The sequence below is a fragment of the Saccharopolyspora antimicrobica genome, assembly GCF_003635025.1.
In the GTDB taxonomy this organism is placed as follows: domain Bacteria; phylum Actinomycetota; class Actinomycetes; order Mycobacteriales; family Pseudonocardiaceae; genus Saccharopolyspora; species Saccharopolyspora antimicrobica.
Map to the genome: position 1 here is coordinate 5538862 of NZ_RBXX01000002.1, position 25177 is coordinate 5564038.

Annotated in this window: 22 protein-coding genes; 15 read left to right on the top strand and 7 right to left on the bottom strand. The window is 70.3% G+C overall.

The window, feature by feature from the left end; all coding sequences use genetic code 11:
* Positions 1-25: 25 nt before the first annotated feature.
* From ATL45_RS26565 to ATL45_RS26605, 9 genes are all read left to right on the top strand, one after another.
* Positions 26-1255 carry an NADH:flavin oxidoreductase gene (locus ATL45_RS26565; RefSeq protein ID WP_093149838.1) on the top strand — a complete coding sequence of 410 codons (1230 nt, stop codon included), beginning with the start codon at positions 26-28 and terminating at the stop codon, positions 1253-1255.
* A gap of 10 nt (positions 1256-1265) precedes the next feature.
* Entirely contained in the window at positions 1266-2918 is a 1653-nt protein-coding gene (gene casI / locus ATL45_RS26570) for a steroid-22-oyl-CoA synthetase (protein ID WP_093149613.1), read from the top strand.
* 26 nt (positions 2919-2944) lie between these two features.
* Positions 2945-4111, top strand: a complete 1167-nt coding sequence (locus ATL45_RS26575) for an acyl-CoA dehydrogenase family protein (protein WP_093149607.1) — start codon at positions 2945-2947, stop codon at positions 4109-4111.
* Positions 4108-5025, top strand: a complete 918-nt coding sequence (locus ATL45_RS26580) for a bifunctional MaoC family dehydratase N-terminal/OB-fold nucleic acid binding domain-containing protein (protein WP_093149604.1) — start codon at positions 4108-4110, stop codon at positions 5023-5025. The genes ATL45_RS26575 and ATL45_RS26580 overlap by 4 nt, the downstream gene beginning before the upstream one ends.
* 13 nt (positions 5026-5038) lie before the next feature.
* Positions 5039-6103 carry an acyl-CoA dehydrogenase family protein gene (locus ATL45_RS26585; protein WP_093149601.1) on the top strand — a complete coding sequence of 355 codons (1065 nt, stop codon included), beginning with the start codon at positions 5039-5041 and terminating at the stop codon, positions 6101-6103.
* Positions 6100-6522, top strand: coding sequence for a MaoC family dehydratase (locus ATL45_RS26590; protein ID WP_093149599.1), 423 nt, complete (start codon positions 6100-6102; stop codon positions 6520-6522). The genes ATL45_RS26585 and ATL45_RS26590 overlap by 4 nt, the downstream gene beginning before the upstream one ends.
* On the top strand, positions 6519-7697 hold the full coding sequence (locus tag ATL45_RS26595) for a lipid-transfer protein (RefSeq protein ID WP_093149596.1): 1179 nt from the start codon (positions 6519-6521) through the stop codon (positions 7695-7697). Before ATL45_RS26590 ends, ATL45_RS26595 begins: the two co-directional genes overlap by 4 nt.
* Positions 7694-8485: a MaoC/PaaZ C-terminal domain-containing protein gene (locus ATL45_RS26600; protein ID WP_093149592.1), complete on the top strand. Its 792-nt coding sequence runs from the start codon at positions 7694-7696 to the stop codon at positions 8483-8485. The genes ATL45_RS26595 and ATL45_RS26600 overlap by 4 nt, the downstream gene beginning before the upstream one ends.
* 63 nt (positions 8486-8548) lie before the next feature.
* Positions 8549-9310 (top strand): SDR family oxidoreductase, encoded by a 762-nt coding sequence (locus tag ATL45_RS26605; protein ID WP_093149587.1) that lies wholly within the window; start codon positions 8549-8551, stop codon positions 9308-9310.
* 60 nt (positions 9311-9370) lie between these two features.
* Here the strand turns inward: ATL45_RS26605 and ATL45_RS26610 are convergent, their stop codons facing one another.
* The 5 genes from ATL45_RS26610 to ATL45_RS26630 all read right to left on the bottom strand — a co-directional run bounded on the left by ATL45_RS26610 (position 9371) and on the right by ATL45_RS26630 (position 13586).
* On the bottom strand, positions 9371-10168 hold the full coding sequence (locus ATL45_RS26610) for an SDR family NAD(P)-dependent oxidoreductase (protein ID WP_093149582.1): 798 nt from the start codon (positions 10166-10168) through the stop codon (positions 9371-9373).
* 13 nt (positions 10169-10181) lie between these two features.
* Complete coding sequence (locus tag ATL45_RS26615; protein WP_093149576.1) at positions 10182-11525, bottom strand: MFS transporter; 1344 nt, start codon at positions 11523-11525, stop codon at positions 10182-10184.
* A 99-nt stretch (positions 11526-11624) separates the two neighbouring features.
* A complete protein-coding gene (locus ATL45_RS26620) occupies positions 11625-12362 on the bottom strand; it encodes an SDR family NAD(P)-dependent oxidoreductase (RefSeq protein ID WP_093149572.1) in 738 nt (245 codons plus the stop codon).
* A complete protein-coding gene (locus tag ATL45_RS26625; RefSeq protein ID WP_093149567.1) occupies positions 12355-13029 on the bottom strand; it encodes a GntR family transcriptional regulator in 675 nt (224 codons plus the stop codon). Before ATL45_RS26625 ends, ATL45_RS26620 begins: the two co-directional genes overlap by 8 nt.
* Positions 13030-13046: 17 nt before the next feature.
* Complete coding sequence (locus tag ATL45_RS26630) at positions 13047-13586, bottom strand: VOC family protein (protein WP_093149831.1); 540 nt, start codon at positions 13584-13586, stop codon at positions 13047-13049.
* Between the two features lie 265 nt (positions 13587-13851).
* Between ATL45_RS26630 and ATL45_RS26635 the strand changes: the two genes are divergently transcribed.
* Together ATL45_RS26635 and ATL45_RS26640 are read left to right on the top strand one after the other, a co-directional pair.
* Positions 13852-16032: an alpha-ketoacid dehydrogenase subunit alpha/beta gene (locus ATL45_RS26635; protein ID WP_093149561.1), complete on the top strand. Its 2181-nt coding sequence runs from the start codon at positions 13852-13854 to the stop codon at positions 16030-16032.
* A gap of 24 nt (positions 16033-16056) precedes the next feature.
* On the top strand, positions 16057-17292 hold the full coding sequence (locus ATL45_RS26640; protein WP_093149557.1) for a dihydrolipoamide acetyltransferase family protein: 1236 nt from the start codon (positions 16057-16059) through the stop codon (positions 17290-17292).
* A gap of 121 nt (positions 17293-17413) precedes the next feature.
* Here ATL45_RS26640 and ATL45_RS26645 read toward each other — a convergent pair whose 3' ends face one another.
* Both ATL45_RS26645 and ATL45_RS26650 read right to left on the bottom strand, forming a co-directional pair.
* On the bottom strand, positions 17414-19054 hold the full coding sequence (locus tag ATL45_RS26645; protein ID WP_177241929.1) for an MDR family MFS transporter: 1641 nt from the start codon (positions 19052-19054) through the stop codon (positions 17414-17416).
* Positions 19051-19635 (bottom strand): TetR/AcrR family transcriptional regulator, encoded by a 585-nt coding sequence (locus ATL45_RS26650; RefSeq protein WP_246025557.1) that lies wholly within the window; start codon positions 19633-19635, stop codon positions 19051-19053. Before ATL45_RS26650 ends, ATL45_RS26645 begins: the two co-directional genes overlap by 4 nt.
* A 300-nt stretch (positions 19636-19935) precedes the next feature.
* Between ATL45_RS26650 and ATL45_RS26655 the strand changes: the two genes are divergently transcribed.
* The 4 genes from ATL45_RS26655 to ATL45_RS26670 all read left to right on the top strand — a co-directional run bounded on the left by ATL45_RS26655 (position 19936) and on the right by ATL45_RS26670 (position 25141).
* On the top strand, positions 19936-21141 hold the full coding sequence (locus tag ATL45_RS26655; protein ID WP_093149547.1) for an MFS transporter: 1206 nt from the start codon (positions 19936-19938) through the stop codon (positions 21139-21141).
* A 61-nt stretch (positions 21142-21202) separates the two neighbouring features.
* Complete coding sequence (locus ATL45_RS26660) at positions 21203-21790, top strand: TetR/AcrR family transcriptional regulator (RefSeq protein WP_211841478.1); 588 nt, start codon at positions 21203-21205, stop codon at positions 21788-21790.
* A 119-nt stretch (positions 21791-21909) separates the two neighbouring features.
* A complete protein-coding gene (locus ATL45_RS26665) occupies positions 21910-24270 on the top strand; it encodes an arylsulfatase (protein WP_093149825.1) in 2361 nt (786 codons plus the stop codon).
* Entirely contained in the window at positions 24263-25141 is an 879-nt protein-coding gene (locus tag ATL45_RS26670) for a formylglycine-generating enzyme family protein (RefSeq protein ID WP_093149544.1), read from the top strand. Before ATL45_RS26665 ends, ATL45_RS26670 begins: the two co-directional genes overlap by 8 nt.
* Positions 25142-25177: the final 36 nt, after the last annotated feature.

The following is a 25177-nucleotide window of genomic DNA, read 5'->3' on the forward strand; positions in this document are numbered from 1 at the left end:
GCAACCCAGCGGAACAGGAGTGCTCGTGACCACCACCCAACCCGTCCCGGACGTCTTCAGCCCTGGGAAGATCGGTCCGCTGACCTTGCGCAACCGGACGATCAAGGCCGCCACCTACGAGGGCCTCAGCCACCGCGGGAAGGTCACCCACGACTTGGTCGACTTCCACGTTCGACACGCGGCCGGTGGGGTGGGCATGACGACGGTCGCCTACTGCGCGGTGTCGCCGGATGGCCGCACCGACCGGCACCAGATCCTGTGGACCCCGGAAGCCCTGCCGGGCCTGCGGAAGCTCACCGAAGCCGTGCACGAACAGGGTGCTGCCGTGTCGGCGCAGCTCGGCCACGCCGGCCCGGTCGCCAATCCCAAGGCGAACGGGGCGCCGGCGCTCGCACCGAGCAGGCACTTCCACAAGACCACGCTCAGCTTCGCGCGCGAAGCGTCCCGCGACGACCTGCGCCGAGTGGTGCAGGACCACGCCAGAGCAGCGCGGATGGCGATCGAGGCGGGGTTCGACGCGGTCGAGGTGCACCTGGGGCACAACTACCTGGCCAGCTCGTTCCTGAGCCCGAAGCTCAACCACCGCACCGATTCCCACGGCGGCAGCCTGGAGAACCGGGCGCGTCTCGCGCGGGAGATCATGCTGGCGGTGCGGGAGGCGGTCGGCGACCGGATCGCCATCGTCACCAAGCTGAACATGGACGACGGCGTGCCGGGCGGCTTCTGGCTCGACGAAGCGATCGCGGTGGCGCAGTGGCTGGAGTCCGACGGTTCGGTCGACGCCCTGGAGATGACCGCGGGCAGCTCGCTGAGCAATCCCATGTACCTCTTCAAGGGCGATGCGCCGCTGGACGCCTTCGCCGAGGTCATGCCGCAGCCGATCAAGCTGGGGGTGAAGCTGCTGGGCCGCACGATGCTGCGCGAATACCCCTACCAGGACGGCTACCTGCTCGACGACGCCCGGCAGATCCGGGCCGCGGTCAAGCTGCCGATGATCCTGCTCGGCGGCATCACGAACAAGGTGATCATGGACCGCGGGATGGCCGAGGGCTTCGAGTTCGTGGCGATGGCGCGAGCACTGCTCCGGGAGCCGGACCTGATCAACCGCATGGAAGCGGATCCGGGCGTGCGGTCGCTGTGCAACCACAACAACCGCTGCATGCCGACGAACTTCACGGGCGCGCGCTGCGTCCTGGTCGACCGCAGCAGTCCCCGGTCGCAGACCTGGGGCACCGACGCCGGCTACGTCTCCTGAGCGGCCACCGATGAGCCGCCGGAGTGAGACGATCGCCGACCTGCTGCTGGACCGGCTGGGCGACCACCGGCCAGGCCTGCGCTCGCGGGAGCGGACCTGGACCTGGGACGAAGTGGTCCGCGACAGCGCGGCCCGCTCCGCCCGGCTGCGGCAGCTGCGCGATGAAGACCGCCCGTTCCACGTGGGTGTTCTCCTGGACAACGTCCCGGAGTTCGTCCTCTGGCTGGGGGCCGCCGCGCTCGCCGGAGCGACGGTCGTGGGCATCAATCCCACCCGCCGCGGCGCCTACCTGGAAGCGGAGGTGCGCCACACCGACCTCCAGCTGCTGGTGACCGATTCGGCGGGACTGGAGCTCCTCGACGGCCTCGACATCGGCGTGCCGAGGGACCGCTTCATCCTGGTGGACTCGCCGGAGTACGCGGAACAGCTGCCGCCCGGGGAACCCGTGCGCGATCCGTCGATCAGCGCGGAGACCCGCATGCTGCTGCTGTTCACCTCCGGCACGACGGGGGCGTCGAAAGCCGCGATCTGCTCCCAAGGGCGCCTGGTCGGGCTCGCGCGCCAGAACACCGTGAAGTACCACATCGGCCGCGACGACGTCTGCTACTGCTGCATGCCGTTGTTCCACGGCAACGCCCTGATGGCGCTGTGGGCACCCGCGCTTCTCGCGGGAGCCTGCGTGGCACTCGCGCCGAAGTTCTCCGCATCCGGGTTCATGCCGGACGTGCGGCACTACGGCGCGACGTACTTCACCTACGTCGGCAAGGCGATCGGTTACCTGCTCGGCCAGCCGGAACGGCCGGACGACGCCGACAACACGCTGACGCACGGGTTCGGCACCGAGGCCTCGCCCGAGGACCGGGCCGAGTTCAAGCGCCGCTTCGGCGCGGTCCTCTACGAGGGCTACGGGTCGAGCGAAGGTGCCGGGATGATCAACCAGGCGCCGTCCGGACCACCTTCCGCACTGGGCGTTCCGGCGCACGCGGGAGTGCGCGTCGTCGACCCGGAAACCCGCGAGCCGTGCCCGCCCGCGGAGCTCGACGAGCACGGCCGGGTGCGCAACGCCGAGGAGGCGATCGGCGAGCTCGTCAACACCGAGGGCGCGGCGAAGTTCGAGGGCTACTACAAGAATCCGGCGGCCAACGCCGAACGCGTCCGCCACGGCTGGTACTGGACCGGGGACCTCGGCTACCTCGACAGCGCGGGCTACCTCTACTTCGCGGGCCGTTCGGGCGACTGGATCCGGGTGGACGGTGAGAACATCTCCGCGCTGCTGACCGAGCGGATCCTGCGTCGGCACCCGGACATCCTCGCCGCCGGGGTCTTCGCGGTGCCCGACCCGCGCTCGGGCGACCAGGTGATGGCGGCAGTCGAAACCCGCGCCCGGTTCGAGGACCTGAACCTCCCGGACTTCCTCGCCGCGCAGGAGGACCTGGGCCCCAAGGGAATCCCGCGCTACGTGCGGGTGTCCCGGCAACTGCCCACCACCGGGTCGAACAAGCTCCGCAAGAAGGAGATGCAGGCCGACGGCTGGCGCACGACCGACGAGGTGCACTGGTGGCCGGGCCGCGGAGCGCCGTTGTACGCCCGGATGACCGAGCAGGACAAGCAGGACCTGCGCGAGCAGTTCGCCACCAACGGCCGGCTGCGCTTCCTGCCCTGAGCGGCGGTAACACGAGAGGACCTCCGATGGACTTGCGCGAGACGCCCGAGCAGCAGCGGCTCCGGCAGGAGCTGCGCGCCTACTTCGCCGGGCTGCTCCCGTCGGACGAACGCCGGCGGGCGGGGGAGGAGGGCGTCGGCGGCTCTCGGTTCCGGGAGGTCGTCAAGATGCTCGGTCGCGACGGCTGGCTGGGCATCGGCTGGCCGCGCGAGTACGGCGGGCAGGGCCGGTCGGCCGAGGAGCAGTACGTGTTCTTCGACGAGGTGCAGCGCGCCGGGCTGCCGTTCCCGTTCGTCACGGTGAACACCGTCGGCCCCACCCTCATGGAGCACGGCACGGAGGAGCAGAAGCAGGCTTACCTGCCCGGAATCCTCAGCGGTGACATCGTCTTCGCCATCGGCTACACCGAACCCGACGCGGGCACCGACCTCGCCTCGCTCACGACCAGGGCGGTGCGCGACGGCGACGAGTTCGTGGTGAACGGGCAGAAGATCTTCACCTCGGGCGCGAACACCGCCGACCACATCTGGCTAGCGGCTCGCACGGACCCGGAAGCACCCAAGCACCGAGGCATCTCGATCCTGATCGTGCCCACCGACGCCGAAGGGTTCTCCTGGAGCCCGATCCAGACCGTCGGCGGCCTCTCCGTCACGGCCACCTACTACAGCGATGTCCGCGTACCGCTCGACCACGTCGTCGGCGAGGTCGACGGCGGCTGGCGCCTGATCACCGCCCAGCTCAACCACGAGCGGATCGGCCTGGCGGCGCTCGGCGGTCGCACGATCCAGCTCTGGGAACAGGTGCTGGCCTGGGCCAGGGACAGCGGGGTCCTCGAAAAGCCGTGGGTGCGAACCGAAATGGCCCGCGCCTTCGCGAAGCTGGAGGCGATGCGGCTGATGAACTGGAAGATGACCACGGCGGTCGCGGAGGGAGCGCTGACCGGTGCGACGGCGGGCGCGGCGAAGGTGTACGGGACCGAGACCCACATCGACGTGCAGCGCACCCTGACGCAGGTGCTCGGAGCAGCCGGGCGGATCCGGCCGGAATCCCTGGAAGCCGTGCTCGGCGGGCAGGTCGAGCAGCTCTCCCGGCAGAGCGTGGTCAACACCTTCGGCGGGGGCGTCAACGAAGTCCTGCGCGACATGATCGCCACCCAGGGCTTGGGCCTGCCGCGGGGGAAGAGGGGCGCATGAGCGAGTACTACGAACAAGCTCTGCAGTCCTACGTCGGGCGCGTGCTGGTCCCGGCCAGGGCGGGGCAGGACCCGGTCAATGTGCCGATGATCCGCCACTGGGTCGAGGCGATGGGCGATCCCAACCCGGTCTACCTCTCGGCTGGTGCCGCGCGGGCCACGGGCCGCGATGGGATCGTCGCCCCGGCATCGATGATGCAGGCGTGGACCATGCGGGGCTATGCCGCCAGCACCGCGCCGAGCACCCGCACCGCCTTCGACGAGCTCGTGGAGCTGCTGGCCGAAGGTGGTTACACGTCGGTGGTGGCCACCGATTCGGAGTTCGAGTTCGTCCGCGAGCTGGTGCCCGGTGACGAGGTCAGCACCGAGGAGGTCGTGGAGTCGATCTCGGCGGAGAAGCACACCGGCCTCGGCCCGGGGCGGTTCGTGACCACGGTGCGCACCTACCGGGACGCCGGTGGCGCCGTCGTCGCGGTCCAGAAGTGGCGCACGCTGCGGTTCCGGCCGGCGCAGAAGCGGGCGTTGCGCCCGCGACCGGCGGTGAACCAGGACAACGCGTTCTGGTTCGAAGCCGCCATGGAGAAACGCCTGGTCATCCAGCGGTGCCGGTCCTGCGAGGAGCTGCGCCACCCGCCCGGGCCGTGCTGCCCGCACTGCCGGTCCTTCGAGTGGGACGCCGTGGAGGCATCGGGCCGCGCCACCGTCCACAGCTACGTGATCGCCCACCACCCGCCGCACCCGGCGTTCGACTACCCGCTGCTGATCGCGCTGGTCGAGCTGGCCGAGGGCACCAGGTTGATCACCAACCTGGTGGGCATCGCCCCGGACGAGGTCGCCATCGGCATGCCGGTCCGCCTGGAGTGGCTGGAAGCGGATCCGCAGCTGGTGCTGCCCGTGTTCCGCCCCGAGAGCTGAAGGAGAGCACCGAATGGACTTCCACCTCGGCGAGGAGCTCGCCGCGGTCCGGGACCTGGCCCGCGACATCTTCACCGACCAGGCCACCACCGACCGGATCCGGGAGGTGGAGGCCTCGCCGACGGGAGTGGACGAGCACCTCTGGGCGGAGCTGGCCAAGGCGGGGCTGGTGGACATCGCATTGCCCGAGGATTGCGGCGGAGCGGGACTCGGCCTCGCGGGCCTGTGCGTGTTGCTGGAGGAGCAGGGCCGGGCCGTCGCGCCCGTTCCGCTGTGGTCGGCGGGCGTGGCAGCACTGACCCTCGCCGAGCACAGCGTCCTCGCCGAGGGACGGACCGCCCTGGCGCTGGAGGAATTCGCGCCAGCTGAACCGGATGCGCCGACCTGCACCGCGACGCTGGAGAACGGCTCATGGTTGCTCTCGGGAACCAAGGCGGTCGTCCCATCACCGCAGGGTGCAGCCGCGGTCCTCGTCTCCGCGACTTCCGGCGATGGCCCCGGGCTCTTCCTGGTGGATGCCGACGGGCTGCGCTGGGAACCCGTCGAGACCACGGCCAGAGGCCGCAGCGCGCACCTCCACCTCGACCGCGCCGCCGCACGCCCGATCGGAGGCGCCGAGGGGTTCCGCCGGACCCTGCGCCGCGCGACCGTCGCTCTGTCGGCGGTCCAAACCGGCGTCATGAAAGGCGCTTTGGCGCTCGCGGCCGGATACCTCGCTGAGCGCCACCAGTTCGGTCGGCCGCTGGCCACCTTCCAAGCGGTCCGGCACCAGCTCGCCGACTGCTACATCGACGTCGAAGCCGTGGAGGTGACGCTGTGGCAGGCGATCACCTCGCTCGCCGACGACGCACCCGACGCCGACCGCGCGGTGCTGGTGGCCAAGTGGTGGGCCGACCAGGCGGGGCTGGACGTCGTGCACCGCACCCAGCACGTGCACGGCGGCATCGGCGTCGACATCGACTACCCGGCGCACCGGTACTTCCTGTGGGGCAAGGAGATCGCGGGCACCTTCGGCGGAGCCGCCGCGGCGCTCGCAGACCTCGGCGCGCACCTGGCGGCCGCGGAGGTGACTTCGTGACCACGTTCGACGAGGTGAACATCGGCGATGCACTGCCGAGGCTGGAAATCCCGCTGACCCGCACGCTGATCGTGGCCACCGCCATCGCGAGCCGGGACTTCCAGGATGTGCACCACGACCCGGCGCTGGCGGTCGAGCGCGGTTCCGAGGACGTGTTCATGAACATCCTGACCACCAACGGCCTCGTGGACCGGTTCGTCACCTCGTGGGCGGGCCCGGCCTCGGTGGTCAAGGCCATCCGCATCCGGCTCGGCGCCCCCAACCACCCCGGCGACACCATGGTGCTGACCGGCGAGGTGACCGGCAAGGACGCCGATCGCGGCTGCGTCCGCATCGCGGTCACTGGCGAGAACAGCCGCGGTGCGCACGTCACCGGCACGGTCGACGTCCACCTTCCGGCCGAGGAGGAGCCCGCATGACCGGCGTCCTGTCCCGCTCGGTGGCGATCGCAGGCATCGGCGCGACCGAGTTCTCCAAGCGCTCCGGCCGCAGCGAACTGCGCCTGGCCGTCGAGGCGGTGCTGGCGGCGGTGTCCGACGCAGGGCTCGAACCGTCCGATGTGGACGGGATGGTCACCTACACCGCGGAGTCCAGCTCCGACATCCACGTCGCCCGCAACGCGGGAATCGGCGAGCTCACCTACTTCTCCCGCGTCGGTCACGGCGGCGGTGCGGCGTGCGGCACGGTGGCACATGCGGCGGCCGCCATCGCCACCGGCCTGGCCTCGGTGGTGGTCTGCTGGCGCGCGTTCAACGAGCGGTCGGGCGAGCGCTACGGGCTCGGGCAGGCCGACCGCCCGGTCGACCTCAGCGCCGATCGCGCCGCCTACTCGTGGATGACGCCGTTCGGCCTGAGCACGCCCGCGCAGTGGGTGGCCATGTTCGCCCGCCGCTACATGCACGACTTCGGTGCCACGTCGGAGGACTTCGGCCGGGTCGCGGTGCTGGACCGCAAGCACGCCGCCACCAACCCGGCGGCGTGGTTCCACCAGCGCCCGATCACCCTGGCCGAGCACCAGGAATCGCGGTGGATCGCCGAGCCGCTGCACCTGCTGGACTGCTGCCAGGAGACCGACGGCGGGCAGGCGCTTGTGCTGGTCTCGGCGGAGCGCGCCCGCGACCTGCCGCACGTCCCGGTGCAGGTGCTCGCCGCGGCGCAGGGCTCGGGCGCCGACCAGCACATGATGACCAGCTACTACCGCTCGTCGATCTCCGGCATCCCCGAGCTGGGGCTGGTCGGCGAGCAGCTGTGGGCCCAGAGCGGGCTGCGCCCGGGCGATGTCCAGGCCGCGATCCTCTACGACCACTTCACCCCGCTGGTCCTGCCGCAGCTGGAGGAACTGGGCTTCTGCGCCCGCGGCGAGGCCAAGGACTTCATCCGCGACGGCCAGCTCGAACTGGACGGCCTGCTGCCCGCCAACACCCACGGCGGTCAGCTCGGCGAGGCGTACCTGCACGGGATGAACGGCATCGCCGAGGCGGTCCGGCTGGTGCGCGGAACCTCGGTCAACCAGCCGCCGGACGTGCGCAACGTGGTGGTCACGGCGGGCACCGGCGTGCCGACCAGCGGCCTGATCCTGGGTGCGTCCGAGTGACGGCGGCGAGCTGGCGGGGAGTCGAACTGGGCAGCCGCACCGTCGACTACACCGAGCGCGACGCGATCCTCTACGCGCTGGCGGTGGGTGCCACCGCGCAGGACCTGGACCTGGTCTTCGAAGAGCGCCTGCGGGTCCTGCCGACGTTCGCGCTGACCCTCGCCCAGTGGGCACCGGACGCGCTGGGATCCAGGGGCGCGTTCGACACCAGCACAGCGGTGCACGGCGCCCAGCGACTCGAAGTGCTGCGCCCGCTGCCCGGATCCGGCTCCCTGACGATGATGGCCACCGTGTCGGAGGTGTGGGACAAGGGCTCGGCGGCTCTCTTCGAAGTGGCAGTGGAGAGCGACTGCTTCGTGGCCACCTGGACACTGTTCGCCCCCGGCTGCGGTGGGTTCGGCGGCCAGCGCGGCCCCACGAGTCCGAAGTCGCCGCAGACCACGCCGGACCACCGGCTGACGGTCGCCACCGCGCCGAACCAGGCGGCGCTCTACCGGCTGCTGGGCGATCGCCACCACATGCACATCGACCCGGCAGCGGCCCGGGCGGCCGGACAACCGAAACCGTTCCTGCACGGCCTGTGCACCCTGGCCGCCACAACGCTGGCGTTGGCCCAGCAGTACCGCGCTCACCCGGCCGACCTGCGCAGGCTGGAAGCCCGCTTCGCCGGCCCGGTCTTCCCGGGCGATCAGCTGTCGGTGAGCTGCTGGCGAACCGGTGCGATCGCCTTCAGCGCCGAGGTCGAGCAGCGCCCCGTCCTCACCGGAGGCGAAGTCGAGTTCGGCTGAACGGTTCGAACCCAAGCAATTGCTTGGTAGGCTGGCGGCCGGTTCTCGACCACGGAGGAGCGCATGGCGGTTCAACTGGACATGGCGGGACGGGTCGTCCTGGTCACCGGGGGCACCAAGGGCATCGGCCGCGCCATCGCCGCGGCGTTCGTGGCGGCAGGTGCCCAGGTGGTCACGTGCGCCCGGTCCGAAGTGGACGAACCAGCGCCGGGCACCTCGCACCTGCGCTGCGACGTGCGGGACGCGGATTCGGTCCGCACGATGATGGACGGCCTGCTCGCCCAGCGCGGCCGCATCGACGTGGCGGTGAACAACGCCGGGGGAGCACCGTACGCGCTGGCGGCCGAGGCGTCCCCGCGCTTCCACGACAAGATCCTCGGCCTCAACCTCGCCGGACCGCTGCAGGTGGCCCAAGCCGCCAACGCCGCGATGCAGCGGCAGGACAGCGGCGGCGCGATCGTGAACATCTCCTCCGTCAGCGCCCTCCGCCCCTCGCCCGGCACGGCGGCCTACGGCGCGGCGAAAGCGGGCCTCGACTCCCTGACCCGCTCCCTGGCGGTGGAATGGGCCCCGAAAGTCCGGGTGAACGCGATCAACGTGGGCCTGTGCCGAACGGAGCTGACCGGAGACCACTACGGCGGGGACGAAGGCGTCGAAGCTATCGAGCGCACGATCCCCCTGGGCCGCATGGCTCGCCCGGAGGAGATCGCCAACGTCGCCCTCTTCCTGGCCTCCGACCTGGCCTCCTACGTCAGCGGAGCGGCGGTCGAATGCCACGGAGGCGGCGAACCCCCAGCGTTCCTCTTCGCGACCCCGAACGGCTGATTCAGCAGCGGATGCGGTCGTCGAAGCAGTCGCCTCGCACCTGCCCCGCTGGTTCTTCGGTCAGGCGACACCGAAGCCGTCCGCCGTCCAGCCGCCGTCACTGACCACCACCTGGCCGGTGATGTTGGCCGACGCGGCGGAGCTGAGGAACAGCGCGAGCTGCGCGATGTCGCCGGTGCTGCCGAGACGACCGCTCGGCGTTCGGCGGCGCAGGACGTCCAGATCCAGCCGCCCCTGCTCGGCCAGCGAGGACAGCAGATCGGTCTCGACATAGCCGGGGCCGATCGCGTTGACGCGGATGCCGTGTGCCGCCCACTCGACGGCCAGCACCTTCGTCAGCGACGCCACCGCGGCCTTCGAAGCGCAGTAGGACGCCCGTTCCGCGGCCGACACCACGCCGTACATCGACGAGATGTTCAGGACCACTCCGGCCCCTTGAGTCCGCATGATCCGCCCGGCAGCTTGGGCGCAGACGAACACGCCCGTGAGGTTGACGTCGATCACGCGTCGCCACCGGTCCACGTCGAGATCGAGCGACGGCACGTTGGCGGAAATCCCGGCGTTGTTCACCAGCACGTCGAGACTCCCGGTGCGCTCGGCGAAATCGGCGAGCGCATCCGCCACCGCCTCGGCCTCGGCAACCGATACTGCCGCCACCGAGACAGTCTGCTGTGGACACTCGGCGGAAAGGTGCTCCTGGACGCGCTCCAGCTCGGCTGCGTCCACGTCGACGAGCAGCACGTGGCACCCGTTGCGCGCGAACGCCTCCACCATCGCCAGTCCCAGGCCGCGCGCACCGCCGGTGACCGCCACCGACTTGCCGCGGAGATCCGGGCAGGTGATTCCGTCGGATGTCATGGTTCCTCCAGGTTCAGGCGACCTTGGCCGGCTCGGCCTGCGCGTCGAGGTTCTCGCCGGCGGTTTCGTGCAGCAGCCATGCGGACACGAACGTCACCAGGCCCATCACGACCAGGAACAGGGAAACCGAGGCCGAGGTGCCGGTGGCGGCGAGCAGCGTCGTCATCAGGAACGGGGTGCCGCCGCTGACCAGGATCGCCCCCAGCTGGTAGGCCAGCGACGCACCGGAGTAGCGGATCTGCGGCGCGAACAGCTCCGCGAGGTAGGCGGCCAGCGGACCGTACGTCAGGGCGGAACCGATCAGGCCCACCGTGGTGGCGATCGCGATCAGCGGCAGCGAAGCGGTGTCCACCAACCAGAACAGCGGGAACGCCCAGAGCACGATCAACCCGGAACCGGCCAGGATCAGCGGTCGGCGGCCGAACCGGTCGGACAGCGCACCGCCGATCAGGATCGCGAACACCATCACCCCGGTCGCCACCAGCGACACCAGCAGCAGCGGCGTCCGCGCCACACCGAGGGTTCGGGTCGCGTAGTCCAGCAGTCCTGAGATGCATGCGTAGAAGATGGCGTTGGTGGCGAAGAGGAGACCGGTGCCCAGCAGAACGGGCCGCTTGTGGTTGCGCAGCACCTCCGACAGCGGTGCCTGCGGGACCGCATCCGCGTTGGCCTTGCGCTGCTCCTCGAGCTGCCGGTAGACGGGACCGTCTTCGACCTTGAGCTGGATGTAGAGCACCACCGGCGCCAGCACCGCGCTGGCCAGGAACGGAACCCGCCAGCCCCACGAGGTGAACGCCTCGGGGCTGGTGGCGGCGGTGACCGCCAGGAACACCACGTTGCCGAGGATCACGCCCAGCGGTACGCCCATCTGCCCGAACGTGCCCGCGAAGCCGCGGCGCTTGGGGTCGGCGTTCTCCGTCAGCAGCAGCACGATCCCGCCCCACTGGCCGCCGACCGCGATGCCCTGGACGAAGCGCAGCACCACCAGCGCGATCGGGGCCAGCACCCCGATGGTGGCGGCGGTGGGCAGGAGGCCGATCAGGAAGGTCGCCGAGCCCATCAGCATCAAGCAGATGACGACGGCGCGCTTGCGGCCCACCTTGTCGCCCAGGTGACCGAAGATCAGCCCACCGATGGGACGCGCGACGAACCCGGCCCAGAACGTCGCGAAGGACAGCAGCACGCCCACCAGCGGTGAAGCGCCGGGGAAGAACAGCGTGCCGAACACCAGCGCTGCCGCGGTGGCGTAGATGAAGAAGTCGTACCACTCGATCGAACTGGCGATCAGTCCGGCGGCCATGAGCTTGCGACGAGCTCTCGGATCGGCCGCCGCGGTCGGTGCAGCGCTCTTCGTCATGGTCGGTCACCTCGTTGTGCGTGAAGGGAGAACTGTTTTCGCGCGCGTGGGGATGGCACCGCGATCCGGTGAGCGCGGCGTTGCTCGCGGAGTGCCGGATCAGGCCATGTGCAGGCCGCCGTTGACGTGGATGACCTCGCCCTGCACGAAAGCGGCCGCGGAACTGCAGAGGAAGGACACCACGGAGGCGACCTCGCCGGGATCGCCGAGTCGCCCCATCGGCGTGGCCGAGAGCAGATCAGCGCCCTTGACGGCGACGAGGTCGTCGGTCATCGGTGTTCTGATGATTCCGGGCGAAACCACGTTGATCCGCGCGTGGTCGCCCAGTTCCCAGGCCAGGCTGCGGGAGAAGGACAGCAGCGCGCCCTTGGTGGCGGCGTAGTGGGCGTGCCGGGCGCTGCCGCGGTGCCCGGCGACCGAGGCGATGGGCACGATCGAGCCGCCTCGGTTCAGGTGCGGCAGCGTCGCGCGGACCAGGAAGAACACCCCGTCGAGGTTGATCGACACGACGCGGTGCCACTGCTCGTCGGTCATCTCGGCGACGGCCTGTTCGGGGTAGATCCCGGCGGCGGGCACCAGGTGGTCGATGCCGCCGAACCGCTCGACCGCGAGCTGCACGAATTCGTCGTTGCTGGCCGAAGAAGCCGCGTCGAGCACGAAGGTGGCGGTGCGGGCGCCTGTCGGGTCCAGTTCCTGCGCGAACTCGTCGAGGGCCGCACCGTCGAGGTCGCCGAGCACCAGGTTCGCGCCGGCGGTGAAGAACTGCTGGGCGACCGCGCGGGCGATCGAACCGCCCGCCCCGGACAGCAGCAGCGTTTCCCCTTGGAAGTCAGTCATGTTCGTCCTCGGCGAAGAGTTCGGGATGTTTGGCCAGTTCCAGGCGGGTGCGCCGGATGTGGCCGGTGAGGAAGCGCTCGGCGTCGACGGTGTCGGCGCGCTTGACCGCTTCGATGATGAGCCGGTGTTCGAAGTTGATGAGCTGCTGCCCCGCCGAATCGATGACCCGGGCGTAGGCCCGCCGGTAGTGCTGGGTGGTGTTCCAGAAGCGGTGCACCATCGAGGTGAGCTCCCGGTTGTGGCATCCGGCGTAGGTGGCCAGGTGCAGCTCGCGGTCCAGCCGGAGGAACCGGTCGACGTCGGTGTTGTCCTCGATCTCGGCTTGCAGCCGCTCCAGGTGGGCGATGTCTTCGGGCGTGAGGTTCGGGATGCTCTCGGCGAGCGCGAGCGGTTCGATCCGCTCCCGGATCTTGTAGACCCCCTCGCACTCGTTGAGGTCCAACTTGGACACCCAAGCACCGGTGTTGGACTTGAGCACCGCGAGTCCTTCGGCGGCCAGGATCCGCAACGCCTCGCGGACCGGCAACCGGCTGGCGCCGAGCCGGGCGGCCACGTCCTCCTGCCGGATCCGGGCACCTGGCGCCAGTTCCCCGCTGAGGATCATGTTCCGCAGGTGTTCGGCGACCCGCTGGCTGGCCACTCCCGACGCCGCTGCCTTCTCGGACACGATCTCTCCTCCGCGTTTCAGCCGGTTTGGTCCCGCTGAGGTTGCCACAGCCGGACCGGTGCCCCTTCCTCGTATGCCTTGCCGTCCGGGAAGGACACCAGTTCCAGCTGCATCCCCCACGGCGTCAGGAAGTACACCCAGCGCTGCCCGGAGCTCGGGCCGGAGCTGGCCGTGGGCTCGCCGAGCACGCGGACACCGTGGCGGCGCAGGTGCGCGATGGCAGCGTCGAGATCGGTGACGTAGAAGGCCAGGTGGTGCCCGCCGACGTCGCTGTTGCGGGGCTGGGCGGTGCGCTGGTCGGGCGCGTCGAACTCGAAGATCTCGAAGTTCGGTCCGTTCGCGCACCGGAAGAACCGCAGTTCCCGCATCACCGTGCGGGGGTGCACGGCCAGGTGCTCGGCCATCCAGTCGCCGTCGGAGCGGAACGGGCCCAGGGAGTACACCAGCTCGCAGCCGATCACCTCCACGAAGAACCTGGTGGCCTCTTCCAGGTCGGGCACCGTGAATCCCACGTGCTCGACGCCGGTCAGGCCGGGCAGCCCACGCGATCCGGACATCGCGATGATCACCTCCACCACTGGAGCAGTCACCATTGGATCCAATGGCGAAGTTGCGACAAGTTTGGGGTAGCGCCAGTGGCGTGTCAATACGTGTTATGCGGCCAATCTTGCGAAGTTTCACCGGACCAGGCTTGAAAATGGATCCAATCGGTGCCACTGTTGGATCCATCTTCCGCCCGCCGCGCCGGTTTCCACGGCCGCGGCCGGCGCACCCACCCCCTGGAGGACACCCGGCCGAGCCGGGGCGCAGCAGGAGAGCACCATGCCCACACACCGAAAGCTGACCGCGTCATCACCGTGGATCGAGGTGACCACCACCAAGGCGGACTGGCAGGCCGCCGACCCGCAGCTGCTGCGGTCGATGTTCGCCCAGACCCTGCTGATCCGAACCTTCGAGGAGTACGTCCTCGAACTCGCCGGTCAGGGCCTGATCCACGGCCCGGCGCACTCCAGCATCGGGCAGGAGGGCGGGGCTGTCGGTTCGATCCTGCCGCTGACCAGCCAGGACTTCGTCAACGGCTCGCACCGCGGGCACCACCAGTTCCTCGCCAAGGCCCTCGGCCACGTCGCCCCGGACGGCATCGACCCGCAGCAACCCGTCGCCCCGGCGGTCCGGGAGGTCCTGTCCCGCAGCCTGGCCGAGATCTGCGGCCTGTCCCGCGGCTTCTGCCGCGGCCGCGGTGGCTCCATGCACTTGCAGTGGAAGGAAGCCGGGGCGATGGGCACCAACGCCATCGTCGGCGGCGGCGTCCCGCAGGCCGCCGGGTTCGCGTGGTCGGCCAAACAGGCAGGCACCGACGCGGTGTCGGTGACGTACTTCGGCGACGGCGCGGTCAACATCGGCTCGGTGCTGGAGACGCTGAACCTCGCCGCCGCGTGGCGGCTGCCGGTGTGCTTCTTCATCGAGAACAACCGGTACGCGGTGTCCACCCACGTCGACGAGGTGACCGCCGAGCCACGCCTGTCGGCGCGCGGCCTCGGCTTCAACATCCCCAGCTGGCGGGTCGACGGCATGGATCCACTGGCCGTGCACCTGGCCATGACCGAGGCCGTGGCGCACATGCGCGCCGGTGCCGGCCCCACCGTCGTCGAAGCCGAGGTCTACCGCTACTTCCACCAGAACGGACCGTTCCCGGGCAGCGCGTTCGGCTACCGCAGCAAGGCCGAGGAGCAGGAGTGGCGAGAGCGCGACCCGCTGGCCCAGCTGGCCGAGCGGTTGGTGGCACGCCGCATCCTCAGCCCGCAGGACGTCGAAGCCTGCACCGAGCAGGCCAAGCAGCTGATGGCCGCCATCGGCGACGAGATCCTCGAATCCGATCCGAACGGCAAGCCCGGACAGCGGCGGATCAAACCGGACGAGTGGCCCGACCCGGCGTTCCGCGACGTCGGGGTGCGCGGTGACCTCAGCGAGTTCACCGGCGCCCGCACCGCCGACCGCGATACCTTCACCGGCGCCACCACCCAGCGCAAGTTCATCGACGTGGTCGCCGAGGTGATGCGCCGCCGGATGGACACCGACCCGTCGGTGGTGGTGCTCGGCGAGGACGTGCACCGGCTCAAGGGCGGCACCAACGGCGCCACCCGCGGCCTGGCCGAAACCCACCCGGACCGGGTGCTCGGCACCCCGATCAGCGAGAACGCCTTCACCGGCCTGGCCGGCGGCATCGCCCTGGACGGGCGCTACGTGCCGGTGGTGGAGCTGATGTACGCCGACTTCATGTGGGTGGCGGCCGACCAGATCTTCAACCAGATCGGCAAGGCCCGGCACATGTTCGGCGGCGACAGCGACGTCCCGCTGGTGCTGCGCAGCAAGGTCGCCATGGGCACCGGCTACGGCTCGCAGCACTCGATGGATCCCGCCGGGATCTTCGCCACCGCCCCCGGCTGGCGCATCGTGGCCCCGTCCACCCCGTTCGACTACGTGGGCCTGATGAACAGCGCGCTGCGCTGCAAGGACCCGGTGGTGGTGATCGAGCACGTCGACCTGTACGGCACGGTCGGTGAAGCCCCGGTCGACGACTTCGACTACTGCCTGCCGGTCGGCAAGGCCGCGGTCCGCCGCACCGGCCGGGACATCACCGTGCTGTCGTACCTGGCGATGACCGGCTACGTGCTGGATGCCGTCGAGCAGCTGGGCGACGTCGACGCGGAGGTCATCGACCTGCGCTGGCTGGATCGGGCCAGCATCGACTGGGACACCATCGGCGCCAGCATCCGCAAGACCAACAACGTGCTCATCGCGGAGCAGGGGCCGATCGGCACCTCCTACGGCTCGTGGCTGGCCGACGAGATCCAACGCCGCTTCTTCGACTGGCTCGACCAGCCGGTGCAGCGCGTCACCGGTGCGGAAGCCTCGCCGAGCATCAGCAAGGTCCTCGAACGCGCTGCCATCGCGCGGACCGCTGAGGTCGTCGACCGTCTCCAGAACGTCACGGGCCGCTGATGAGGCCGCTTGAGGAGGTACATCATGGCTGAGCTTCTCCGCGTGCCCGAGGTGGCCGCCGACACCACCGAGGTGGTGCTGTCGACCTGGCTGCTCGCCGAAGGCGCCGCGTTCGCCGCCGGTGACCCGCTCGTCTCGATCGAGACCGACAAGGCCGAGGTCGAGGTCAGTGCCGACGCCGCTGGCGTGCTGCTGAAAACCCTGTACGAACCGGGCGTCGAGGTCTCGGTCGGGGCACCGGTCGCGGTGCTGGGTGCCGACGGCGAAGGAACCGGGGACATCGACGCGCTGCTGGACGGGCTGGGCGTCGCGGTCGCGCAGCCCGGCGAGGCGAAGCCGGCGGTGCGGCGGGAAGTCCCGGAACCCGCGGCGCCGGCTCCGGTGGAGGACCGCAGCGGGCGGATCTTCGCCAGCCCGCTGGCGCGGCGGCAGGCCAAGGACGCCGGGCTGGACCTGGCCGAGCTGACCGGCACCGGTCCGGGCGGCCGGATCGTGCGCCGCGACATCGAAGCGGCCATCGCCGCCCGCCGCCGGGAACCGGCCGCCGCACCGCAGGACCCGCAGCCGACGGCGGCTGCCGGAGCGTACGAGGACATCCCGCACAGCCGGATGCGCAAGGTGATCGCGACCCGGCTCACCGAGAGCAAGCAGACGACGCCGCACTTCTACCTGCGGGCTCGCCTCCAGGTCGAAGCTCTGCTGGCGCTGCGCGAGCAGGTCAATTCGACCGGCCCGGTGCGGGTTTCGGTCAACGACCTGCTGATCAAGGCGGTCGCCAAGGCCCACGCGGCGGTCCCGGAGATGAACGCGGTGTGGCTTCCCGAGGCCGTCCGCCGGTTCCACCACGTCGACATCTCGGTGGCCGTCGCAACCGACAACGGCCTCGTGACACCGGTGCTGCGCGGTGTCGAGGACATGTCGGTCTCGGCGATCTCCGGGCGGATGCGCGAATGCGCCGACAAGGCCAGGAACGGCGGGCTGCGCCCCGAGGACCTGCAGGGCGGCTCGATCACGATCTCCAACCTGGGCATGTTCGGGGTGGCGGAGTTCGACGCCATCATCAACCCGCCGCAAGCGGCGATCCTGGCGATCGGAGCGATCCGGGAGGAACCGGTGGTCCGCGACGGAAGCGTGGTGCCGGCCAAGGTGATCGACGTGGTCCTGTCGGTCGACCACCGCCCGGCGGACGGCGCTCTGGCGGCGAAGTGGCTCAACGTCTTCACCGCAACCGTCGAGAACCCGCTGCAGATCCTGATCTGACCCCGAGCCCTGCTGACCTTCGTGATCCGGGCCGACGACGCTCCTGCGTGATCACTCGCGAAAGGTGCCTCACCCAGCCCTGGACGCGGCCGACGAGGGGCCGGCCGCGTCCAGGGGGCGCTCAGGGCGTCGGGCTGTCGTGCCGGGTGGCGGCGACTCCTTCTGCTTTGCCCTTGCGCTGCTCGGCTTCCAGTCGCTCGGCTTCCTCGCCGCCGATCGCTTCACCGCGGTCGACCAGGCCCGCGACGTCGGAGAGCGGGATCTGCTTGAGGAACAGGGCGAGCAGGAAGGCGATGCCGATGAACGGCAGGAGGTACCAGAAGACCGGGGCGAGGGCGTCGGCGTAGGCCGTCACCACGCCGTCGCGGACCGGTTCCGGCAGCTGGCTCAGGGTCTTCGGGTCGAGGGTGGCGGTGGCCGTCGATGCATCGGCCGCCGACGCGCCCGCTCCGGTGAAGACCTCGGTGAGGTTCTCGGTGAGGCGAGTGGTGAAGATCGTGCCGAACACCGCCACGCCGAGCGCGGCGCCGACCTCGCGGAAGTAGTTGTTCGTGCTCGTCGCGGTGCCGATCAGGGCAGCGGGGACCGCGTTCTGCACCACCAGGACGACCACCTGCATGATCAGGCCGAGACCCGCGCCGAAGACGAACAGGAAGACGCAGATCAGCCAGATCGGGGTGTCGGCGGCCAGCGTGGTCATCATGACCATGGCGGAGCCGGTGATGACGGTGCCGATGATCGGGTAGATCCGGTACCGCCCGGTCTTGGTGATCAGGCCACCGGAGGCGATCGAGGTGCCCAGCAGGCCGACCATCATCGGCAGCAGCAGCAGACCGGAGACGGCCGCCGAGGTCCCCGAGGACATCTGCAGGAACGTCGGCAGGAAGCCGATGGCGGCGAACATGCCCAGGCCCAGGGTGAGGCCGATCGCGGTGGCGTTGATGAAGATCGGGTTGCGGAACAGGCTCAGCGGGATGATCGGGTCCGCGGCGCGGGATTCGGTGATCACGAACGCGATCGCCGAGGCGAGCAGCCCGGCGCCCCAGGCCCAGGTCTCCGGCGCGGTCCAGCCGTGCGCCTTGTCGCCGCCGAAGTCGGTGAAGAAGATGAGGCAGGTCGTGGCCACCGAGAGGAATACCACGCCGAGGATGTCGATCGGCTGGGTCGCCTTCTTGTTCGGCAGGGTCAGCGCGACCAGCGCGATGATGAACGCGGCGATGCCGATCGGGATGTTGATGTAGAACGCCCACTGCCAGGTGAGGTGGTCGACGAAGAACCCGCCGAGCAGCGGCCCGCCGACGGCCGACAGGCCGAAGATGCCGCCGAGCGGTCCGAGGTACTTACCGCGCTCGCTGGCCGGGACGATGTCGGCGATGATCGCCTGCGAGAGGATCATCAGCCCGCCGCCGCCGAGGCCCTGCATGGCCCGGAACACCACGAACGTCCAGAAGTCGGTGGCGAAGGCGCAGCCCACCGAGGCGAGCGTGAACATCGCGATCGCCACCAGGAAGAGCCGCCTGCGGCCGAGCACGTCGCCGAACTTGCCGTAGATCGGCATCACGATGGTGGTCGCCAGCAGGTAGGCGGTGGTGATCCACACCTGGTGCTCGACGCCGCCGAGGTCGCCGACGATCGTCGGCATCGCGGTCGAGACGATCGTCTGGTCCAGGCTGGCCAGCAGCATGCCCGCGATCAGCGCGCTGAAGATGATCCAGATCCGCCGCTGGGTCAGCAGCAGCGGGGCGGGAGCGGTCGTTGTCATGATGTCCGTTCGGGGTCGTGGGGTGGTGCGAGGAGCTCGCGGGCGGCGGCGAGCCGGCGGCCCAGGATCTCCGCGTAGGTGCCGGTGTCGGCCGGAGCGAGGAACTCCCAGGCGCTGGCCCGGACGAGGACCTGGATGAGCTGCACGGCGGCAGCCGCCCGGAGGTCTCCGGAGGGCAGTCCTTCGCGCCGCTCGACGAGCTCCACGTCGGACTGCTCATCGCGCAGCAGTCGCTCGAAACCCTTGGTGAGCAGCCGCGGTTCGCGCTCGAACGCCGCGCGGACGTCGTGCATGCTCTCGGCGGTGATTCCCGAGCTGTCCCAGCGGCGCACCGACAACTCGGCCAGGTCGTCGAGCAGGGTCGGCGAGATCCCGGGGTCGTCCGGTCGGCCGCGGCCGGTGAACCAGGCGGTGAGGTCCTCGTCGTCCCTGCGGGCGGGCACCCCGAGGACGACGTCGTCCTTCGAGGTGAAGTAGTTGAAGAAGCTGCGCCGGGAGATCCCGACGTGCTCGCAGACCTCTTCGACGGTGAATCCCGACAGGCCGCGTTCCGCGGTCAGCCTGCGGGCGAACGAAGTCATCTGCGCGATACGTCGGCGGCGCACATCATTTGCACGATTCATTGCATAGTGCATTATTGCACTCTTAGTTGCAGAGTGCATCGAACCTGCCTGTGGTCAAGGTCGCACTCCCGCTTTCCGCTCCGTCGGCCCTCGTCGGCGGCTTCCGCCTCGTCTCGCGCACGGCTCCCGCGGTAGATCCACGCGCCGGCTCGTGGTATCTAATCTAACGATCGTTTCAATTGTTACGAACGTTCAAATTTCTGAGGGGAGACCCGATGCCCTGCACGCTGCTGGACGTCGCCGGAAGCGGTGCGCACCATGGCTAACCCGTACCGAGAGCTGTTCTCGGCACCAGGCTCGCTCGCCTTCGCCGCGGCGGGACTCGTCGCTCGAATACCGGTGCCCATGACCGGGATCGGCATCATCGCGATGCTCGCCCAGATGCGCGGCGACTACGGCCTGGCGGGCGCGGTCTCGGCGGCGTTCACGCTGTCCATGGCGCTGATCGCCCCGCAGGTGTCGCGGCTGGTCGACCGCCTCGGGCAGGGCCGGGTGCTCCTGCCGGTGACCGGGATCAGCGTCGCCTCGCTCGGCGCGCTGCTGCTCTGCGCCCGCTACGGCGCACCGGTCTGGACGCTGTTCGTCTTCGCCGTGCTGGCCGGGTTCATGCCGAGCATGGCCGCGATGGTGCGGGCCAGGTGGTCGGAGCTGTACCGCGACTCGCCGCGGCTGCACACCGCGTTCTCGCTGGAGTCGGTCGTCGACGAGCTGACCTTCGTCATCGGCCCCGCGCTGTCGGTTTCGCTGTGCACCGCGCTGTTCCCGGAGGCGGGCCCGCTGGTGGCCGCGGTGTTCCTGGCCGTCGGCGTGCTGCTGTTCGTCGCGCAACGCCGCACCGAGCCGGTCGTGGTGCCGGCCGCGGAGGTCACCGGCGGCTCGGCGATCGAGGGCGGCGCGGTCAAGTTCCTGGTGCTCGTGCTGGTGGCGGGCGGCGTCATCGTCGGCACCGTCGACGTGGTCAGCGTGGCCTTCGCCGAACACCTGGGGCAGCCCGCGGCCGCGGGGATCGTGGTCTCGGTCTACGCGCTCGGTTCCGGGCTGTCCGGACTGGTCTTCGGGATGCGCCGGCTGACCGTTCCGCTGCCGCGGCTGCTCCTGGTGTTCACCGCGGGCACCGCGCTGACCACGTTGCCGATGCTGGTCGTGGGCGGTATCCCGGCGCTGTCGGTGACGGTGTTCTTCGCCGGGATCTTCTTCGCCCCGACGATGATCGTGGTCATGGGCATGGTCGAGAAGTTCGTCCCGGCCGGCAAGCTCACGGAGGGCATGACCTGGGCGATCACCGGCCTGAACATCGGCGTCGCGCTCGGCGCGGCGGCAGCGGGCCAGGCGATCGAGGCCTTCGGCGTCCAAGGCGGATTCGTCATCGCGGCCGGCGCGGGCGGGCTCACCTTCCTGGTGGCGCTGCTGGCCTTCCCGCTGCTCAGGCGGAAGTCGCGGGAGGTCGACCCGGTGGCGGTGTGAACCCGGCGGTGGCTTGCGCGAGCAGGCCACCGCTTCTGCGTACAGTACGGGCGGCGTGAACATGCACTTGGGAGGTGGCACGCTGAGCGAGCCGACCACCGACGGGCGCCGGCTCAAGGGCGAGCGGCGAAAGCAGGAACTGATCGAGGCGACCCTGCGCGTCGTGGCCCGCGACGGCGTGGCAGGCGTCAGCCACCGGACGGTCTCCCGCGAGGCAGGCCTGCCCGCGACCGCCGCGGCCTACTACTTCAACGGCATCGAAGACCTGCTCACCGAGGCGCTCACCCGCTGCATGGACGAGGACGCCGAGCGGATGCGCGTGCTCGCGGAGCGAGCCGACGGCGGTGCCGACAGCCTGCGCGCGCTGGCCGAGCTGATGACCGAGGTCGTCGCCCGCTCGGCGCACCTGCTCGCCGAGTACGAGCTGTACCTCCGCGCCGCCCGCGACCCGCGGCTGCGCCCGCCGACCCACCGCTGGATGGACGCCGTCGCGGAGTTCGGCCGCCGCTACACCGACGACCCGGTGCGCATCGACGTGCTGGTCGGCCTCATGGACGGAGTGCTCCTGCAGAGCCTGCTCCGGGACCAGCCGCCGACCACCGAGCGGTTCGAGGAGATCCTGCGGCTGGTCCTGGGCGACTCGTCCTAGCCCGGAATCCGGTGCGGCGCGGTCGTCGACGGTCTCATTCGGTGAGACCGCGATGCCCGTCTTCTTGGTGGATTCGCGGAGGACGTGGAAGATCTCCGTGGATGCGCCTGGAGGTGTGGATGAGCGACGCCGCCCGTTCCCGCGAGCGACTGCCGATCCCGGACGAGACAGGGACACCGACTACCGCGCTGGACGCGCGTGACCAGCAACCCCCGTTCGAACCCGTGCAACCCGTGCGACCACCGGAGTCGGCCCCGAACGTGGTGGTCGTGCTCATCGACGACATGGGCTTCGGCGCGCCCAGCGCCTTCGGTGGCCCGTGCCGGATGCCGACCGCCGAACGGCTCGCCGACGGCGGTCTGCGCTACAGCCGCTTCCACGTCACCGCGATCTGCTCGCCGACCCGGCAGGCGCTGCTGACCGGCCGCAACCACCACTCCGTGGGCATGGGCGTGACCACCGAGATGGCCAGCGCCGCACCCGGGTACAACGGCATCCGCCCGCGCAGCGCTGCGACGCTCGCGCAGGTGCTGCGCGGAAACGGTTACAACACCGCCGCTTTCGGCAAGTGGCATCAGACCCCGGCTCGCGATGTCAGCGCCGCGGGGCCGTTCGACCGGTGGCCGACGGGGGAGGGCTTCGAGAAGTTCTACGGGTTCCTGTGCGCCGAGATGAACCACTGGTACCCGCTGCTGTTCGACGGGACGACCCCGCTGGAGCCCGCGCGCAGGCCGGAGGACGGCTACCACCTGTCCGAGGACCTCGTCGATCATGCGATCGACTGGGTGCGCGACCAGCGATCCCTGAAGCCGGACCACCCGTTCTTCGCCTACCTGCCCTTCGGCGCGACACACGCGCCCTACCACGTGCCCCGCGAATACCGCGACAAGTACCGGGGCGCGTTCGACCACGGCTGGGACCGGCAGCGGGAGATCACGCTGCGGCGGCAGAAGGAGCTCGGCGTGGTGCCCGAGGACGCCGAGCTGGCGCCGTGGGCGCAAGGCGTTCCGCACTGGGACGAGCTGTCGGCGACCGAGCAGCGGGCGGCCGCCTCGCTGATGGAGCTCTACGCGGGCTTCGCCGAGCACACCGACGACCAGGTGGGCCGGCTCGTCGACGCGCTGGAGGAGCTCGACGCGCTGGACGACACGCTGTTCATCTACATCCTCGGCGACAACGGCGCCTCCGCGGAGGGCGGGCTCGGCGGCACGCTCAACGAGCACCGCTTCGCCAGCGGCATCCCGGACAGCGCCGAGTTCATCCTCGACAACGCCGACGCGCTCGGCGACGCGACGACCCACGCCCACTACCCGGTCGGCTGGGCGCTGGCGATGAACACGCCCTACCAGTGGACCAAGCAGGTCGCCTCGCACTTCGGGGGCACCCGGGACGGGATGATCGTGCACTGGCCGCGCGGGATCGCCGAGCGGGGCGGGGTGCGCCACCAGTTCCACCACGTGATCGACGTGGTGCCCACGGTGCTGGAGGCGGCGGGCATCCCGCACCCGGTCGAGGTGGACGGGATCGCGCAGAAGCCGATCGAGGGCACCAGCATGCTCTACAGCTTCAACGCCGCCGATGCTCCGGACCGGCACCGGCTGCAGTACTTCGAGATGGTCGGCAACCGCGGCATCTACCACGACGGCTGGATGGCGGTGACCCGCCACGGCACGCCGTGGGAGATGGTCCAGGGCGAGCGGCGCCGCTACTTCGACGACGACCAGTGGGAGCTCTACGACACCTCGGTCGACTGGACGCAGGCGCGCGACATCGCCGCCGAGCACCCGGGCAAGCTCAACGAGCTCAAGCAGCTGTTCCTCGTCGAGGCGGGCAGGCACGGCGTGTTCCCGCTCGACGACCGGATGACCGAGCGGGAGAACCCGAAGGAGGCCGGGCGGCTCGACCTCATGGGCGAGCGCCGGTCGATCACCTTCCACGCCGGTGCCAAGCGGCTGACGGAGGAGACGGCGCCGAACGTCAAGAACCGCTCGCACCGGGTGACCGCCTGGGTCGAGACCGATGGCGCGGCAGCGGGCGTGATCATCGCCCAGGGCGGCCGTTTCGGCGGCTGGTCGGTGTACTTCCACGAGGGTCTTCTCTGCTACGCCTACAACTACTTCGGCCTGGAGGTGCACACCGCGCGGGCCCGCGCGCCACTGGCTGCCGGGAGCCACGAGATCCAGGTGGACTTCGCCTACCACGGCGGCGGTGTCGGCCGGGGCGGTGACGTGACGCTGCACGTCGACGGGGAGCAGGTCGGCGAGGTCGTCGTCCCGAAGACCATCCCGTACTACTTCGCCTTCGACGAGACCTTCGACATCGGCGTCGACCGCGCGACGCCGGTCACCGACGACTACCCGGTGGCCGACAACGCCTTCACCGGCCGGCTGCACCGGGTCCGCGTCGACCTGGGCGAGGACCTGCACGACAACGCCGAGACCGACCGGGATCGCGCCCGGTTCAAGGCCGCCCATGACTGAACGAGCCTGCTGCGCACCTTCGGCAGGACGGCCCACGGCGGACGCCGAAGTCTCGCCCGCCGCCGTTCCCCGGACGGAGGGCATGGTGCGGCTCGACGGCGGCTCGTTCCTGATGGGCAGCGAGGACGAGCTCGCCTACGCGGAGGAAGGGCCGGTCCGGAGAGCGCGGGTCGGGCCGTTCCGGATCAGCCGCACCGCTGTCTCCAACGCGGAGTTCGCCGAGTTCACCGCCGCCACCGGCTACCGCACGGAGGCCGAGCGGTGGGGCTGGTCCTTCGTGTTCGCGGGCCTGCTGCCCGACGACTTCCCGCCGACCCGCGGAGTCGCGGCGGCCCAGTGGTGGCGCCAGGTCGAGGGAGCCGACTGGCGCCGCCCGGAAGGGCCGGGGTCCGATGTGGACGGCAGGGCCGATCATCCCGTGGTGCACGTGTCCTGGAACGACGCGCAGGCGTACTGCACGTGGTCCGGATTGCGGCTCCCGGCTGAGGCGGAGTGGGAGTACGCCGCGCGCGGCGGACTCGTCGGCAGCCCCTTCCCGTGGGGCGACGAGCGGGAACCGGGCGGGGAACACCGGATGAACGTCTGGCAGGGGACGTTTCCGCAGCACAACGACCGGTCCGACGGCTGGGTCGGCACCTGCCCGGTCACCGCGTTCGAACCGAACGCCTTCGGCCTGCACAACACCACCGGCAACGTCTGGGAGTGGTGTGCCGACCGGTTCGCCCCCGGGAGCCCCGGCCGCAGTGCCAGGGGCGGCTCCTACCTGTGCCACGACTCGTACTGCCGCCGCTACCGGGTATCGGCCCGCCAGGGCTTGACCCCCGACACCTCCACCGGCAACACCGGCTTCCGCTGCGCCCAGGACGCTTGAGCCCGGATCATCCGCATGCGGTGCCGCCGGTGCCGG

What these genes read in the sequence shown, in the direction of transcription:
- casI (WP_093149613.1), top strand. Translation starts at nt 1,266, where the DNA reads ATGAGCCGCCGGAGTGAGACGATCGCCGACCTGCTGCTGGACCGGCTG.
- ATL45_RS26650 (WP_246025557.1), bottom strand. Translation starts at nt 19,635, where the DNA reads ATGACTTCGTTCGCCCGCAGGCTGACCGCGGAACGCGGCCTGTCGGGA.
- ATL45_RS26660 (WP_211841478.1), top strand. Translation starts at nt 21,203, where the DNA reads ATGCACTTGGGAGGTGGCACGCTGAGCGAGCCGACCACCGACGGGCGC.
- ATL45_RS26630 (WP_093149831.1), bottom strand. Translation starts at nt 13,586, where the DNA reads ATGTCCGGATCGCGTGGGCTGCCCGGCCTGACCGGCGTCGAGCACGTG.
- ATL45_RS26580 (WP_093149604.1), top strand. Translation starts at nt 4,108, where the DNA reads ATGAGCGAGTACTACGAACAAGCTCTGCAGTCCTACGTCGGGCGCGTG.
- ATL45_RS26605 (WP_093149587.1), top strand. Translation starts at nt 8,549, where the DNA reads ATGGCGGTTCAACTGGACATGGCGGGACGGGTCGTCCTGGTCACCGGG.
- ATL45_RS26610 (WP_093149582.1), bottom strand. Translation starts at nt 10,168, where the DNA reads ATGACATCCGACGGAATCACCTGCCCGGATCTCCGCGGCAAGTCGGTG.
- ATL45_RS26635 (WP_093149561.1), top strand. Translation starts at nt 13,852, where the DNA reads ATGCCCACACACCGAAAGCTGACCGCGTCATCACCGTGGATCGAGGTG.
- ATL45_RS26665 (WP_093149825.1), top strand. Translation starts at nt 21,910, where the DNA reads ATGAGCGACGCCGCCCGTTCCCGCGAGCGACTGCCGATCCCGGACGAG.
- ATL45_RS26640 (WP_093149557.1), top strand. Translation starts at nt 16,057, where the DNA reads ATGGCTGAGCTTCTCCGCGTGCCCGAGGTGGCCGCCGACACCACCGAG.
- ATL45_RS26585 (WP_093149601.1), top strand. Translation starts at nt 5,039, where the DNA reads ATGGACTTCCACCTCGGCGAGGAGCTCGCCGCGGTCCGGGACCTGGCC.
- ATL45_RS26645 (WP_177241929.1), bottom strand. Translation starts at nt 19,054, where the DNA reads ATGACAACGACCGCTCCCGCCCCGCTGCTGCTGACCCAGCGGCGGATC.
- ATL45_RS26620 (WP_093149572.1), bottom strand. Translation starts at nt 12,362, where the DNA reads ATGACTGACTTCCAAGGGGAAACGCTGCTGCTGTCCGGGGCGGGCGGT.
- ATL45_RS26655 (WP_093149547.1), top strand. Translation starts at nt 19,936, where the DNA reads ATGGCTAACCCGTACCGAGAGCTGTTCTCGGCACCAGGCTCGCTCGCC.
- ATL45_RS26670 (WP_093149544.1), top strand. Translation starts at nt 24,263, where the DNA reads ATGACTGAACGAGCCTGCTGCGCACCTTCGGCAGGACGGCCCACGGCG.
- ATL45_RS26595 (WP_093149596.1), top strand. Translation starts at nt 6,519, where the DNA reads ATGACCGGCGTCCTGTCCCGCTCGGTGGCGATCGCAGGCATCGGCGCG.
- ATL45_RS26615 (WP_093149576.1), bottom strand. Translation starts at nt 11,525, where the DNA reads ATGACGAAGAGCGCTGCACCGACCGCGGCGGCCGATCCGAGAGCTCGT.
- ATL45_RS26575 (WP_093149607.1), top strand. Translation starts at nt 2,945, where the DNA reads ATGGACTTGCGCGAGACGCCCGAGCAGCAGCGGCTCCGGCAGGAGCTG.